Source organism: Marinobacter sp. MA (assembly GCF_048298425.1).
GTDB classification, from domain to species: Bacteria; Pseudomonadota; Gammaproteobacteria; order Pseudomonadales; family Oleiphilaceae; genus Marinobacter; species Marinobacter salsuginis.
The window spans coordinates 384,321-398,215 of the sequence record NZ_CP103058.1 but is presented as its reverse complement, the minus strand read 5'-3'; the positions used below and the strand labels follow the sequence as shown (position 1 = coordinate 398,215).

General features: G+C 56.6%; 13 protein-coding genes. 7 read left to right on the top strand and 6 right to left on the bottom strand.

Annotation, left to right across the window (positions count from 1 at the left end; all coding sequences use genetic code 11):
• Positions 1–82 precede the first annotated feature (82 nt).
• A complete protein-coding gene (locus NUW46_RS01735) occupies positions 83–1,147 on the bottom strand; it encodes a TRAP transporter substrate-binding protein (protein ID WP_136630709.1) in 1,065 nt (354 codons plus the stop codon).
• Positions 1,148–1,307: 160 nt separating this feature from the next.
• Between NUW46_RS01735 and NUW46_RS01730 the strand changes: the two genes are divergently transcribed.
• Positions 1,308–2,486, top strand: a complete 1,179-nt coding sequence (locus NUW46_RS01730; protein WP_418141236.1) for a response regulator — start codon at positions 1,308–1,310, stop codon at positions 2,484–2,486.
• Here the strand turns inward: NUW46_RS01730 and NUW46_RS01725 are convergent, their stop codons facing one another.
• Positions 2,487–4,163, bottom strand: coding sequence for a methyl-accepting chemotaxis protein (locus tag NUW46_RS01725; protein ID WP_418141235.1), 1,677 nt, complete (start codon positions 4,161–4,163; stop codon positions 2,487–2,489).
• A 225-nt stretch (positions 4,164–4,388) separates the two neighbouring features.
• Between NUW46_RS01725 and NUW46_RS01720 the strand changes: the two genes are divergently transcribed.
• From NUW46_RS01720 to NUW46_RS01710, 3 genes are all read left to right on the top strand, one after another.
• Positions 4,389–5,741, top strand: coding sequence for a CHAD domain-containing protein (locus tag NUW46_RS01720; protein WP_418141234.1), 1,353 nt, complete (start codon positions 4,389–4,391; stop codon positions 5,739–5,741).
• Positions 5,725–6,099: a thiol-disulfide oxidoreductase DCC family protein gene (locus tag NUW46_RS01715; RefSeq protein ID WP_418141233.1), complete on the top strand. Its 375-nt coding sequence runs from the start codon at positions 5,725–5,727 to the stop codon at positions 6,097–6,099. The genes NUW46_RS01720 and NUW46_RS01715 overlap by 17 nt, the downstream gene beginning before the upstream one ends.
• Positions 6,100–6,182: 83 nt before the next feature.
• Complete coding sequence (locus NUW46_RS01710; RefSeq protein WP_136630706.1) at positions 6,183–6,563, top strand: rhodanese-like domain-containing protein; 381 nt, start codon at positions 6,183–6,185, stop codon at positions 6,561–6,563.
• Between the two features lie 7 nt (positions 6,564–6,570).
• Here NUW46_RS01710 and NUW46_RS01705 read toward each other — a convergent pair whose 3' ends face one another.
• Positions 6,571–6,918, bottom strand: coding sequence for a YchJ family protein (locus NUW46_RS01705; RefSeq protein WP_418141232.1), 348 nt, complete (start codon positions 6,916–6,918; stop codon positions 6,571–6,573).
• A 210-nt stretch (positions 6,919–7,128) separates the two neighbouring features.
• On the opposite strand from NUW46_RS01705, the gene NUW46_RS01700 reads away from it, so the two are divergent.
• Positions 7,129–7,860 (top strand): sulfite exporter TauE/SafE family protein, encoded by a 732-nt coding sequence (locus NUW46_RS01700; protein WP_418141231.1) that lies wholly within the window; start codon positions 7,129–7,131, stop codon positions 7,858–7,860.
• Here NUW46_RS01700 and NUW46_RS01695 read toward each other — a convergent pair.
• Positions 7,857–8,537, bottom strand: a complete 681-nt coding sequence (locus tag NUW46_RS01695; RefSeq protein ID WP_222465951.1) for a hypothetical protein — start codon at positions 8,535–8,537, stop codon at positions 7,857–7,859. The two genes, NUW46_RS01700 and NUW46_RS01695, sit on opposite strands and share 4 nt — an antisense overlap.
• 163 nt (positions 8,538–8,700) lie before the next feature.
• On the opposite strand from NUW46_RS01695, the gene NUW46_RS01690 reads away from it, so the two are divergent.
• Together NUW46_RS01690 and NUW46_RS01685 are read left to right on the top strand one after the other, a co-directional pair.
• Positions 8,701–10,038 carry an HD-GYP domain-containing protein gene (locus tag NUW46_RS01690; RefSeq protein WP_418141230.1) on the top strand — a complete coding sequence of 446 codons (1,338 nt, stop codon included), beginning with the start codon at positions 8,701–8,703 and terminating at the stop codon, positions 10,036–10,038.
• 76 nt (positions 10,039–10,114) lie between these two features.
• Complete coding sequence (locus NUW46_RS01685) at positions 10,115–11,068, top strand: diguanylate cyclase (RefSeq protein WP_418141229.1); 954 nt, start codon at positions 10,115–10,117, stop codon at positions 11,066–11,068.
• Between the two features lie 26 nt (positions 11,069–11,094).
• On the opposite strand, the gene NUW46_RS01680 is transcribed toward NUW46_RS01685, so the two are convergent.
• Positions 11,095–11,523, bottom strand: coding sequence for a hotdog fold thioesterase (locus tag NUW46_RS01680; protein WP_222465948.1), 429 nt, complete (start codon positions 11,521–11,523; stop codon positions 11,095–11,097).
• Between the two features lie 72 nt (positions 11,524–11,595).
• The gene (locus NUW46_RS01675) at positions 11,596–13,863 is read right to left on the bottom strand and encodes a putative bifunctional diguanylate cyclase/phosphodiesterase (protein ID WP_418141228.1); all 2,268 of its coding nucleotides are present in this window, start codon (positions 13,861–13,863) and stop codon (positions 11,596–11,598) included.
• Between the last annotated feature and the right edge of the window lie 32 nt (positions 13,864–13,895).

Below are 13,895 nucleotides of genomic sequence, written 5' to 3'. Positions count from 1 at the left end.
CGCTGGGGTATTACAGCCCCGGCGCCCCTTTGACTGACAAAGCCCTCAAGCCCTTGGGCTGGCTCTCAGGTATTGTCAGGCTTCAGTCCTCAGCCACACTGTTCAGGTAGGCCTTGTCCGAAATGTTGGTCCACTGACGAACCTGCTTCAGGTAGTCGCGCTGGGACTCGATGATTTCCTTCGCCAGCGGATCATTCTCTGCAGCTTCGGCCAGCAGCCGGTTGGTGGTGCTGCGCAGGGCATCAATGACTTCCGGCGGGAACACCTTGTGGGTCACATCCGGGTAGTCTTCCTTCATGCGATCCCAGGCCACGCCACTCTGGTGGGTGCTCTGGATGTACATGTCATAGGCAGCGGTGCGCATGGCCACACGCAGGATCTCCTGAAGATCCTTTGGCAGTTCTTCCCAGGTCTTCTTGTTGATCAGGAACTGGACTTCCGCGCCCGGCTCCTGCCAACCCGAATAGTAGTACTTGGCGATCTGATGGAAGCCCATCTGGAAATCCAGGGCAGGACCGACCCATTCAACGGCATCCACGGTGCCACGCTCAAGTGCGGTATAGAGCTCACCCGGCGGCAGGTTGGTCACGGCAACCCCCAGCTCGGACATGACTTCGCCGGCAAAACCGGGGGTGCGCATCTTCAGACCCTTCAGGTCTTCCAGCGAGTTGATTTCCTCGCGGAACCAGCCACCCATCTGGTTACCGGTATTACCGCCCGGGAAAGACAGCATGCCGTACGGCTCGTAGACCTTCTGCATCAGTTCCATGCCCTCGCCATGGTAGAACCAGGCATACATTTCAGGTGCAATCAGCCCGAACGGGATGGTGGTGAAGTACATGGCATTGGGGATAGTGCCCTTGTAGTAGTAGGACGCGGTGTGCCCCATGTCGTACTGGCCGTTGCGCACCAGATCAAAAATGCCGAACGGCGCCTTGTGCTTGTTGGACGGATCTATGCGGATCTGCAAGCGGCCATCCGACATGGTTTCAGCCATGTCCGCCATATGCTGAACCGTCTCTCCCAGTACCGGAGAGTTGGGCCCCCAGGTTTGCGCAAGGCGCAGAGTATAGTTTTCCTCGGCGAGGCCGATGCTGCTTGCGAGAAGCAGCGCCGACGCTACCGTTGCTTTCAGCAGGTGGGTCATTGTCGTTGAACCTCTATTTCATTGTTATGTTGTGATTTTTGATGCCTCGGAGATAGTAACCTGTGAGTTTAAAAAAGGCCAAAATCTGTTCATCCGGGCGTTTATTGGCTATGTTGAAAACAACTGATTGCCGTAATTCCAGGGATCCGGGTTACAGTCCATGCCAGATAAGGAACTCTCCAAACATCGAGCGCAGTTGGAGGCCCTCAGGGCCGCCTACGTGGGAAAGATGCCCGAGACGTTTGAACGTCTGGAGGCGCTCATCGACGCAATACCAACCGCCCCCAATGAAGCAACCGGGCTGGACAACCTGAACGCCTCACTCGGACTGTTATACCAGGAGGCCCACAAACTCGCTGGCACTTCCGGTTCTCTCGGTCTTGAGTGTGTTTCGACAGCAGCAAGGCAATTGCTGTCTCTTGCCGAGAACTGGCACACAAATCCTCTGGATTCCGTTGCCAAAAAAGAGATGATGGTTGCGCTGCTCAAAACCATGCGCGATTGCGACATGAAGCCAGCAGAGGAAAGCTCCGAACCCACCAGGCTTGGCTCACGGAAAATCCACATCGTGGACGACGACGAACTGGTGGCTCAGGAAATGCTTACCTGGCTTGTTGAGGCAGGATTTGATGCGGAAGTCTTCCTGTCTTCATCGGTGTATCTGGACGCCTTTGAGACACTCCCCCGGCCGGACATGATTATTATGGACGTCGCCTTTGGCAAGGACATGGGCGCGGGGCCGGACATCATCCGACAGCTTCGAAACCGGCTGGGGAGAATGCCGGCGGTTATCTTTCTTTCCATCCATGACGAAATGCCCGCCAGGCTTTCAGCACTCCGGGCAGGCGCCTCGCGCTATCTGGTCAAACCGGTCACCAAAGACCGACTCATGGCCCTCGCCCATGAATTTGCCGAGCGCAAGAACACGACAACCTACCGCGTACTGATGGTGGATGATGATCAAACCGCCCTGCAGGCCGCAAAAATACAGCTGGAACAGGTTGGGCTTGAGGTACATGCCTGCGAGGAACCCCTGGAGGCATTGGCGGTTGCGAGGGATATCAGGCCCGATGTCATCATCCTGGATATTGTCATGCCGGACGTCTCCGGGACGGAGCTCGCTGCCATCCTGAGGGAGGACCGGGAATTCGATGCCACTCCGATCCTCTTCCTGACGTCACAGACCCATCAGGACGAGAAAACCCTCAGTGTTGCGCTCGGGGGCGACGACTACATCCTGAAGCCCTTCGACTCCGACTACCTGACGGCCACGGTCCTCGCCCGAGCCAAACGCTCCCGAAGGTTGCGCGAGCTCATCAACGCGACCGACACCCGCTGATCAGACCTTGAATTGCCCAACCAGATCCCGAAGGCTCTCACCCAGGCGCGCCAGTTCGTGGCTGGCTTCGTTGGTCTGGGTTACGCCGGTATCACTGCGCTGTGCAGCATCGACAATACGAACCACGTTCTGGTTGATTTCTTCGGCAACCTGGCTCTGCTGCTCTGAAGCCGTGGCGATCTGGGTCACCTGGTCATGAATCTTGCCGACCGACGCTTCGATGGTTCGCAACGCGCTGGTCGCATGGTTGATCCTTTCGACCGTTTCCGTTGACCGGTTGCGTGATTTGTTCATCCGCTCAACCGATGCCTTGGATTCGGTAACAAATCCGTCAATCATGGTTCGAATCTGATCAGCGGACTCGGCGCTGCGTTTTGCCAGCTGGCGAACTTCATCGGCAACCACCGAGAAACCACGGCCATGCTCACCAGCCCGTGCAGCCTCGATGGCGGCGTTCAGGGCCAGCAGGTTGGTCTGCTCGGTCACAGCATGAATGACGTCGAGCACCTGCTGGATTTCATCGGATTTTTCCGCCAGAGCATTGATGCTCCGGGCGGTATCTTCGATCTCTTCGGACAGCTTGTTCACGGCGCCCTGAGCACTGCTGATGGTTTCGCCGCCTTCCCGGGCCATGCGATCGGCGTCCGAGGCCGAACTTTCAACTTCATTGGCATTACCGGAAATCTGCTGGATGGTGGCGGCCATTTCGTTGATGGCTGAGGCAATCTGATCCGTCTCGGACCCCTGCTCCTGAACCGAAGCCCGGGTCTCGTTTGCGACCCGGCTCAGTTCCTCCGCTGCGGAAGCCACCTGGTCCGTCGTCGCGCCCACCTCGCGCATGGTGTCCTGGATCTTGATCACGAAGGCGTTGAAACGCCGGCCCAGCTCGGCCAGTTCGTCATTACCCTCGTCCGGCAGGCGCTGGCGCAGGTCACCCTCACCGTCGGCGATTTCCTGCATCATGTTGCTGACGCTCTTCAGTGGCCGGGTCACGCTACGACCCACGAAGATGCCGATTACCAGGGCAATCACAACCACCAGCACTGTCACCAGCAGGATAAAGCCCAGGGTCTCGGCCATACCGGCTTCAATTTTTTCGCGAGCTGCTGCTACCTGGCGATCAATGTCGGTAATGTAGACGCCAGCACCGATCATCCAGTCCCAGTCCGGGATGATCGTGGAGTAGGACATCTTGGGTTCTTCATTGCCAGAGGCCGGGTTCATCCAGTCATAGCCATAGAAGCCCTCACCGCGGGCCGCGTCGAAAAGATTGCCAACCAGTTTCCTGACAACCGGGTTTGACGTGGGGCCTTCTTTCGAAGGATCTGGAGCATACGCCAGGTTGAAAACATCCCGGGTGTAGGCGAATACATAATTGGTTTCGTCAAAACGGATAGAACGCAGACGCGCGGCAGCCGCCTCCTTCGCCTCCGCTTCTGTCATTGAAGGGTCGTTCTTGGCCTCCAACACTACTGCCTCAGCAGCATCAATCAGGTTCTGCAGCCCGGTCTTGCGTGCTTCGAGAAGACTGGTCTCCAGGCGTTTGAGCTCGGCTTCTCCGTTCGCCTGAATCTGATTGGCGGTGATCCAAGCGAGGGTTGCCGCCGTTATCAGTACAGGCACCAGTACGGCGATAAGTAAGCGGCTTCGGATTTTTAACCGGCTCAGAACATTCATGCTTTCAAACTCCCGGGAACTTGCTATTGATGCGGATTATCCACAGACCAACTCAGGTGATCTGTTCCAGTTTGTTAAAAGAGATTTCACTGACTCTCTCTGCGCGTGTTCAGCGCTACGGATAAACGGACCTTCCGCCAATGTTTTCAGACACGTAGAGTAACGGCAGTAACGTAAATGTCTTGAGCAAGCGTCAGACTAAAGGACCACTACGAAGGTAGGCCAATGAAGCACCTGTTTCTGGTACGCCATGCCAAATCCAGCTGGGCCGATGAAACGCTCTGTGACCGGGAGCGGCCACTGAACGCCCGGGGCGAGAGTCAACTGGTACCTCTGGGCAAGGCTCTGGAAGCAGCGGGCGCGTTCCAGGGCGAGATCTTCACCAGTGATGCCACCCGCGCCATCGCCACACTTGAGGGGGCAGTGCCTGAGATGGCTGCTCGCGAGCGCTGCCAGCATCTTGCCGAGCTGTACACCTTTGACTACCGGCGTCTGCTCGCCTGGCTGGAACATCGCGACGCTGATTCCGGAATCACGCTTGTAGGTCACAATCCTGCCTTGCTGGAACTGGCCCAGTGGCTGCTGAAACATCCTCCCGAACAGCTACCTACCGCCAGCTTCATTCACATCCGCCTCCCGATCAAACATTGGCACCAGCTAGACCGGGGCAAGGGCAAGCTGGTGGCTCTGATGACGCCACAGGATTACAGCTATGCCCACTTCGAACGGAAACTTAAAAAGAAAGCCAGAACCGAGGGAGACGACCCGGCAAGGGACATCCCCAAGGCCCTTCACCACCAACATGATCGGCTAAGGCAACTGGAGCGTGGCGTTATCCTGGGCCTGGACGACGAATTCCTGCACCAATACCGGATTGCGATTCGGCGCAGCCGGGCCATTGCCGAATCGGTGCAGGAAGTGACAGGTGACAAGACGCTGGCAAAAGCGGTTAAAACCCTGAAACGTCATGCCCGTGCGACGGGACCGTTACGCGATCTGCATGTTTTTCTCCAGGACTTGCCTGAATTGTGTGGCGACAATTCGGAAGTCCGGGCAGCCCTGCAGATCTGGTTCGAACAGGAAGCCGCCAACCGCCACAAAAAACTGGTCAAGCGCCTGCAGAGCAAGCGCTATCACGACAGCATGGAGCACTGGCTGAACCTCATTGAGTCCCGAAAGTTCCAGAAGTTGGCGGAGACGCTAAAGGCAAAAGACATCCGAAAGGCGGTGGAGAGCCGTATAAAAGGGTTCAACAAATTGACCGCTGAGCTGATGCATACCTCTCCGGATGAGGATATTCATCGGCTTCGCAAGCAACTCAAGCGAATCCGTTACCTGATGGAGCTGGACTCGAAAACCTGGAAGTCCGAGCTGAAAACGATGAAAGCACGCCAAAAGCTGTATGGCCGCTTCCAGGATCTACATGTTCAGATCGAACTGCTTGACCAGTTCCGCAAGGCGGCCCCGGAGGTCTTACCCGCCGCCCTCGACGGGATTATGGAAACCCTCGAAGAGCGCAAAGCGGACGCCCGGAAACAGATTCTGACCCTTGGAGGACTTGATGGAGCCCCGTTATGACACCCTGTTTTACGACGGACAATGCCCACTATGTGCCAGGGAGATTCGCACCTTGCGCAAACTGCAGCGTGGCAATCTCATCTTCGCAGACATCCACGAACAGCGTGATGGCAGCGGCAATTTGCCGAGCCATGAAACTCTGCTGCGACGCCTGCACCTGATGACCTGGACCGGGGAATGGGTCATCGGCTTGCCTGCAAACGTTCGGGCCTGGTCCCACACGCCCTATGGCTTTCTGTTCAAGCCCCTGCTGTGGCCCGGCATTTTCCAGATTGCCTCGCGTATCTACGGGATATGGGCAGATAAGCGCTATGAACGTAAGTACGCCTGCGCCTTCGGTGACAACGAGGCGGCTTAATCGTACATATTCGGAGTGACGCTCGGCGGTCGAACCCTTATCCTGAGGCATAACCTTATTCCATCAGTTTGAGGAGCTCAGCTATGAAAACTGCCCATGACCTTGTAGAAGCCGCCAAGAAAGAAATCCAGGAAGTGCCCCTGGATCAGGCGGACGATGCCATCAAGAATGCCGATCTTCTGCTGGATGTGCGGGATGCGGATGAATACCGGGCTGGCCATATACCGGGCGCGGTGAACATTTCCCGCGGCTTGCTGGAGTTCAAGTTTACCAACGATCCGGCGTTTGAGAGCCGCGACATGAACATTGTCTGCTACTGCAAGACATCCGGGCGAGCCGCCCTGAGCGCCAAGGCCCTGAAGGAAATGGGCTACATGCATGTGCAGTCCATCGCCGGTGGATTCGATGCCTGGCAGGAAGCAGGCAAACCGGTCGCCAAGCCGGAACTGCCCTCGTTCGAGTAATGGACGCCTACAGGCAGCAGGCCTTGTACTTCCGGCCACTGCCACAGGGGCAGGGGTCGTTCCGACCGGGCTTCAACTGGCCCTCGCTGGTGTCTCCCCGAAGGTAATACCAGCGGCCCTGCTCCTGAACGAAATCGGAATTTTCTTCGAGAAAGCCCCAGCCCTTACCCAGGCGGTAGAGCGCTCGGAAATGAACCGTCCCGCGATTGCCCGACTCACCGGTGTCCAGGATCTGCAAACCGGTCCATTCCGGCGAGTCTGCCAGAGCGAGCGTCTGTGGTCGTGTGCTCTGGTGCCAGGTGGCTCGCAGGTAATCCGGAAGATCGAGAACGAACGCTGCGTAACGGGACCGCATCAGTGCCTCCGGCGACGGAGCCGGTTTATCCTGATGGAAGGGCTGGCAGCATTCGGGGTAGGATTTGCCGCTGCCACAGGGGCAACTTTGGTGTTCAGGCTGCTGGGTCATCGGGGATCATTCTTTTCGACTTTGCTCCTGGCCCCGCAGTGTATCAACATCTGACCGGTACTGCTCCGGCCTTTTCCAACGACTTCCTGGTGATTTCCTTTGACGGGTGTATCGCTGTTACAGATTCTTCTGGCCAACCTTGCCATTCTGGCCGGGGCCTGCCTGCAGGGTGTGGCCGGCTACGGCATTGGTACACTGGCTGCGCCATTGCTGTTTCTGATCAGCCCGGTGTTCGTTCCTGGCCCCCTGATACTGAATGCCACTCTGCTTACTGTCTTCATGCTGATACGCAATCGAGGCGCATTGCAGGTCCGGGAAGTGCGCTTTGCCATTGTGGGCGGAGTCGTCGGAGCAATTCTGGCGGCTCTGACATTGCTGGTGATCTCGACGGCGGGCTTCGAGCTGATTTTTGGTGTGCTGATTCTCGCCGGGGTAGCGCTCAGCATTGGTGGGCTCAAGCCAGCGCTGAACGCCCGAAACAGTGTGATGGCCGGAGCCGCCTCGACCTATATGGGCACGATTACCGCGGTGGGTGGGCCACCGATCGCCTTGATCTACCAGAATGAAAAGGGGCCTCTGGTCAGGGCCAATATGTCCGCGTTCTTTCTGGCGGCCAGCGTCCTGAGCCTGTCAGGACTGCTCGCCTCCGGCTACCTGGGAACACGGGAGCTGTTCCTGTTCGCGGTAACCTTCCCGGGCGTATTCCTGGGCTTCTGGCTTTCCGGCAAGCTTGTCAACCGCATGCCCTTTGAGGGCCTTCGCCCGGTCATTCTCGGTATCGCGGCCATCGCCGGAACCGCAGCCCTCACTCGCGGCCTGCTCTCGCTCTAGGAATCGGCCCAGAGCCGGACACGGAACCGATTCTTGCGCCAGAGCAACGCCAGCCATATGGCATGGGCATTAATCAGGAAGGCCAGGATCCACTCGAAGGCGTCATCCTTGCGACTATAGAACTCCGGGGCCACGCCATTCAGGATCACGGAAAGAATCCCCACGGCAAGGGTCAATTGGCAGAGATTCAGCAGCCTCATGCCCGTGTGCTTCCACAGTGGATGGCTGCGCAAGCCGGCGCTTACCAGCAACTCACAGATGAAGGTGAGCGAAAAATACAGAACCACACCAACACGGCGGATCAGATTGAAGCCGTCGCCGGCATGGCCCAGCGCCAGGGTATAGGCGGCAAGCGACACACTGGCCACCATGCCCAGCCACGGAATCCAGGCAACCCCGGTCGAATGTACGCCGAGCTGGCGCAACCACCGGCCATTGAGCCACCAGAACAGAATCCCGAGCAAGGCCGCTGGCAGCATGGTACCTTTGAAAATGAAGTAAGACGTTCCGTGACGGCCGGTACGACTGATGCTGGTACAGCTATCCCAGTAGGGGTTGCACAGCTCCACATACCCTTCCAGCACCGATACGGTAAACGTGGTGTGAATGGTCAACAGCGGAATCAGAGCCGCCGCCAGAGCCAGCCACCACAGATGAAAGGAACGATGGTCATTCATTGGAAGAATCCCTCTGAGCGACTCCTTGCCCGGCAACGCAGCACCGGCGAACTTGTTCGCCAATGCATTGAATGAACATTATTTGACCAGATTTTGCAATCCGGTCCATCCTGTAAGACCGTTTTTGCCTCAAAATAGTGCTCCAGGGATTCAGGATTAGAGTATGAGTGCACCCCATCAGGAAATTGTTGAAAGCCAGATCGACGTGTCAGAACTCGCCATCGGCATGCACGTCACACGCCTGGACCGCCCCTGGGAAGATACGGACTTCCTGATTCAGGGGTTTGTTATTCGTGACCAGGCGGAGATCGATGCGTTGCGGGCACAGTGCGAGTTTGTCTTCATTGAAGGACGTATCGATGGGGCACCGCTACCACAACACGGTAACGGCAACGGGCGAAAGCCTTCAGGCCTGATGGGACTCTTCCGCAGGAAACAGACGTCCGAACCGGTGCAAAATCACCCTAAATCTGTACCACCCCGAAAGCGTGTCAGATACATCAACAAGATCGACGCTGGCCGGGAGATGGAAACCGCGATCATACGCTTCGAAGAGGCCCAGAAGACCGCCAAGTCCATCATGTCGGGCCTGAGGGTGGGCCGCACACTCGACCTTAACAATGCCCGGACAGTGGTAAACCACTGCGTGGAAAGCGTCCTCCGCAATGAAAACGCGCTGTTGTTACTCACAAAAATCAAGCACCAGGATGAATACACCGCCGAGCACTGCATCAACGTGTCCATTCTGGCGGCGGCCTTTGGCAAGCATCTGGGATTGCTTGAAGGAGAAATCCGCAATCTGGCCCTGTGTGGCCTGCTCCACGATGTCGGCAAGACCCGGATTCCCGATGAGATCCTGAACAAGCCGGGAGCACTGACGCCGAAAGAGTTCGACGTGATGCGTCACCACACCACCCACGGCCGCACTATCCTGATGGGTACCAGCAACTCCCTGAATACCGCCGTGGATGTCGCATTCAGCCACCATGAGCGGATGGATGGTTCTGGCTACCCTCGCGGACTTCATGCCCAGCAGATCCCCTACTTTGCCAAGATCATCGGGTTGGTGGATACCTATGATGCCATTACCAGCAACCGGGTCTACGACAAGGGTCGGGCCTCCATGCAGGCGCTGGAAATCATCCACAAGCACCGCGGCACACAGTTCGATGAAGAACTGGCAGATGCCTTTATCCAGATGATTGGCGTGTATCCGCCGGGCTCCATCGTGGAAATGGTGAACGGCGAGGTTGGCATCGTTGTGGAGAGCAGGCCAGAGCACAAGCTGAAGCCCTGCGTTCTTCTGGTCAGGGAGGCCGATAAAAGCCTGATGAACCCCTACCGGACAGTCGATCTGAAAGTCAGTCCTGAAGACGCCGCGGGTGAAATCTATCGCATCGCCCGGGAAGTCCCTGACGGCACCTACGACATCGTGCTACAGGAGTTTGTTGACCAGGGTCTGATTGTAACCAAGCCAAACCCGGGCACTGACGCCACATAAAAGGGACAGCCTGTTACTTTCTAACCCGAAATGCCCTGCTATACTGCGTTGCAAATAAATTCCGGCACAACAAGACATGAAATCCGGCATCCCCTCCCTCAATCTTCCTGCCGCGCCAGAAGCTGGTGGCATTTCGGAGGTTACTCCCGCCGAGGGCCTCAGGGCCGTGCTCGACAACCTGGACGCCCTGGTTTACGTATCAGACCTTGAAACCCATGATCTTCTGTACATGAATGCTTATGGCCGGAAAATCTGGGGGTCCATAGATGGTAGAAAGTGCTGGGAAGTGCTGCAGGATAGCGCCAGCCCCTGCGACTTCTGCACCAATCACCTTTTGATTGATGCCGAAGGCACCCCGTCTCCGCCGCACATCTGGGAATTCCAGAACCGCTTGGACCAACGCTGGTACCAGTGCCGGGATCAGGCAATTCCCTGGATAGATGGCCGGCTGGTCCGCCTGGAGATCGCTACCGACATTACCGAACGAAAAGTAATGGAGCTGGCACTCAAGGAAGCCCATGAAAAAGCCCGGGCCGCTGCCTTGGAGGATGACCTTACCGGACTTCGAAACAGAAGAGCCTTTTTCGAACTGGGTAACCAGCTTTTGAAGCAATCCCGAAGAAACGGCTCGCCCCTGGCGATCATCATGTTCGATCTGGACTACTTCAAAAAGATCAATGACAACCACGGCCACGAGGCCGGAGATGAGGTGTTGCGGCACATCGGGCAGCTTCTGGAAAGCAATGTACGTGAGGCGGATATTGCGGCACGCATTGGCGGCGAAGAGTTCGCAATCCTCCTTGCCGATGCTCATGCGGTTCAGGCTTCAGAGCTTGCAGAGCGGCTATTGGAACTCATGCAGAAATCGCCAGTCCGGTACCGTGACGTGCGTATCCGGCCAACTGCCAGTTTCGGAATTTCAGCACTTCACCCCGAGGAGCCAGATCTCAAAAACCTTCTGGCCAGGGCCGATAACGCCATGTATGAGTCAAAAGCACTTGGCAGGGGCCGGGTGCGAATCAAGCCCTGAACCGCACCCGGAATAAATCACACAAGTCACCCAGGCCGCTTGGTTACCGCCATGGTCAGCCGGGAAATGCAGGTGGTTTTCCCTTCTTCGTTCTCAAGCAGAATCTCCCATACCTGGGTGGCACCACCAATATGAATGGGCCTGGCCGTGCCGTATACCCAGCCTTTGGTGACCGGGCGGATGTGGTTGGCGTTGATATCCAGCCCCACTGCGACGGTTTCCGGATCCTTCAGGCAGCAGTTGGCCGCCATGCTTCCCAGGGTTTCCGCCAGCAACACCGACGCGCCACCATGAAGAATACCGAATGGCTGCACAGTGCGTTCATCAACGGGCATGCGACCCTTCACATAATCATCGCCAATCTCAAGATACTCGATGCCCATGTAGCTGACAGCGGTGTTTTCGCTGGATTTGGCCAGTTGTTCGATGTTGGGGGTGCGGGTCCAGATTGCCATAGGGGAATTGCTCTCGATATTGTTGGAAACAGGGAAAACGCAAGGGCCCAGTTTATACAGATAGGATGCGAACTACCAAGCCCTTCTTTGCTCACCTGTCCCGGACTTTTCGAGCAACCTCTCAAACTCAGTCGCAGGCAGTGGCCGGCTGAAATAGTAGCCCTGGAAGCGGGTGCACCCCATGCTCACCAGGCGTTCCAACTGCCCTTTGGTCTCGACACCTTCGGCCACCGCGGACAACTTCAGGGCAGAGGCAAGGGCCAGGATCGTCTCGGCGATGGCTGCGTCGTTGGGATCATCAAGGATGTCCCGGACAAACCCCTGGTCAATCTTCAGCTCATCCAGCGAGAGACGTTTGAGGTAGCCAAGGGATGAGTAGCCCGTGCCGAAATCATCCAGGGAGATTCGTATGCCCATGCTTCTGAGGGTTCGAAGCGTTTCTTCAACCAACTCAAGATCATAGGCCAGCGCACTCTCGGTAATTTCCACCTTCAGGTTTCGCGGCGATGCACCGGTTTTCCTGAGCAATGCCATCACAGTCGAGCAGAAAGAGGGCAGGTGAAACTGCCTTGTGCTCACGTTTACCGAAACCTGGAGCTGCGAGAGAACACCGCCGCGCTTTTTCCAGCTGGCGACCCTGGAGAGAACCTCCTCAAGCACCCAGTAGCCAACCGATTCAATGAGGCCCGTCTCCTCTGCCAGCGGAATGAACTCGGCGGGAGACACCATGCCGCGCCCCGGGCAATGCCACCGAAGCAACGCCTCGGCACCTATCGGCTTACCTTTCTCGTCAACCAGAACCTGGTAGTGCACCGCCAACTGGTTCTTCCGTATGGCCAGTCGAAGGTCGGATTCCATGGCCAGACGCTCCGATACCTTTTTCTGCATCATGGCATCGTAAAAACGGATGCAGTTGCGGCCATCTTCCTTGGCACGAAACATGGCCATATCGGCCTGGCCAAGAAGCTCCTCGAGGGAGGTATCGTGATCAAAAAACAGGGTTACGCCAATACTCGGTGTGCCCGTGTAATCAATGCCGTTTAGATCGTAGGGCTCGTTCAGGGCGTCCCGGACTTTTTCGCAGACCTTTTCCACACGCGCAGCGGCGCTGGCGGCATCGGCTGGAAACCCCTTGAGAATGAGAACAAACTCATCGCCACCAAGCCTGGCGACGGTATCCCATTCGCGTACGGTCTGTTGCAACCTTTGACCCACCTGCTTCAAGAGCTCATCGCCGGTCACGTGTCCTGCAGAATCGTTGATGTTCTTGAAATTATCGAGATCGAGAAAGACCAGTGCACCGTGATTGTGATCCCGAGTGCTTCCCGTTAAAGCCTGGGCCAGACGATCCTGCAACAATCGACGATTTGGAAGACCTGTCAATGAGTCGTAGAAAGCCAGTTTTTCTATCTCGGACTCCGATTGCTTCCGGTCACTCACGTCGTAGAAATAGCCGTGCCAGATCATACTTTCATCTGCCAGCCGTGCAGGCACCGAACGGGCTTCTATCCAGGCAATGGATCCATCAGCTTTGACGGCCCGGAAGTCTGTTTCGAAGGGCGTCATCCCTTGCCTGGATTCGTCAACCTTCTCTTCGAACGCAGACTTGTCTTCAGCATCGATCAGTTCAAGCAAAGGCCCGGCGTCTGATCGGAGCACCTCTGGTGAAAGCCCGAACATTGCTTCCACTTTTTTGCTGATGAACGGGAACGTCATCCGGCCGTCAGGATAGGTTCTGAACTGGAATATAACCCCGGGAAACTGGTCGGAATAGCGATAAAGACTGTTTTCAAACCGCTCGTTCCGGGTGGCAAGAATCTGTCGATGCACGGATGCACCCAGAATTTCGCCAATTTGAAGTAAAAATTCTTCCGTCTCTGGATCCGGCGTGAGGGACTGATCCAGAAAATCAAACCCCAGAATGCCCCTGACTTGCCCTTCCAACCTCAAACCAACGAGGATGAGGCTCCGAATACCTTCCCGGCGAAATTCGAGCTTTTCCTCTTCCGCCTCATAGGGAAGCTCTTCTACTTCCGGGATCGACAGAACAGCAAGTTTCTGGAGTTGTTCCATAAGCCAGGGGAAACGGCTCATGGGGACATTCTGGATCGCGAGCCGCTGAGGCTCGACTCCTTTCGCGCAGATTTCATGGGTTATGGAAAGGGTCTGAGTCGCTTCTTCGAACAGGATGAGGTAGGAACGATCCGAGAGGAGCCAATCCCTCAACTCAGCGATACATCCTGTGACGCCTTCGTCGATGTCCTCGATTGTCGATCGCGCTAAAGCAATGGAGGCTTTGTAGACAAACTCTCTGTGGTCCCAACTAACTGAGTCGACCATTCCTTCGAACTCCATCCTCACACATCCCTGAT

Bases quoted from the DNA above. Each gene is read 5' to 3' on its own strand.
- NUW46_RS01730 (WP_418141236.1), top strand. From the start codon at position 1,308: ATGCCAGATAAGGAACTCTCCAAACATCGAGCGCAGTTGGAGGCCCTC.
- NUW46_RS01710 (WP_136630706.1), top strand. From the start codon at position 6,183: ATGAAAACTGCCCATGACCTTGTAGAAGCCGCCAAGAAAGAAATCCAG.
- NUW46_RS01725 (WP_418141235.1), bottom strand. From the start codon at position 4,163: ATGAATGTTCTGAGCCGGTTAAAAATCCGAAGCCGCTTACTTATCGCC.
- NUW46_RS01685 (WP_418141229.1), top strand. From the start codon at position 10,115: ATGAAATCCGGCATCCCCTCCCTCAATCTTCCTGCCGCGCCAGAAGCT.
- NUW46_RS01715 (WP_418141233.1), top strand. From the start codon at position 5,725: ATGGAGCCCCGTTATGACACCCTGTTTTACGACGGACAATGCCCACTA.
- NUW46_RS01695 (WP_222465951.1), bottom strand. From the start codon at position 8,537: ATGAATGACCATCGTTCCTTTCATCTGTGGTGGCTGGCTCTGGCGGCG.
- NUW46_RS01705 (WP_418141232.1), bottom strand. From the start codon at position 6,918: ATGCGGTCCCGTTACGCAGCGTTCGTTCTCGATCTTCCGGATTACCTG.
- NUW46_RS01735 (WP_136630709.1), bottom strand. From the start codon at position 1,147: ATGACCCACCTGCTGAAAGCAACGGTAGCGTCGGCGCTGCTTCTCGCA.
- NUW46_RS01720 (WP_418141234.1), top strand. From the start codon at position 4,389: ATGAAGCACCTGTTTCTGGTACGCCATGCCAAATCCAGCTGGGCCGAT.
- NUW46_RS01690 (WP_418141230.1), top strand. From the start codon at position 8,701: ATGAGTGCACCCCATCAGGAAATTGTTGAAAGCCAGATCGACGTGTCA.
- NUW46_RS01680 (WP_222465948.1), bottom strand. From the start codon at position 11,523: ATGGCAATCTGGACCCGCACCCCCAACATCGAACAACTGGCCAAATCC.
- NUW46_RS01675 (WP_418141228.1), bottom strand. From the start codon at position 13,863: ATGGTCGACTCAGTTAGTTGGGACCACAGAGAGTTTGTCTACAAAGCC.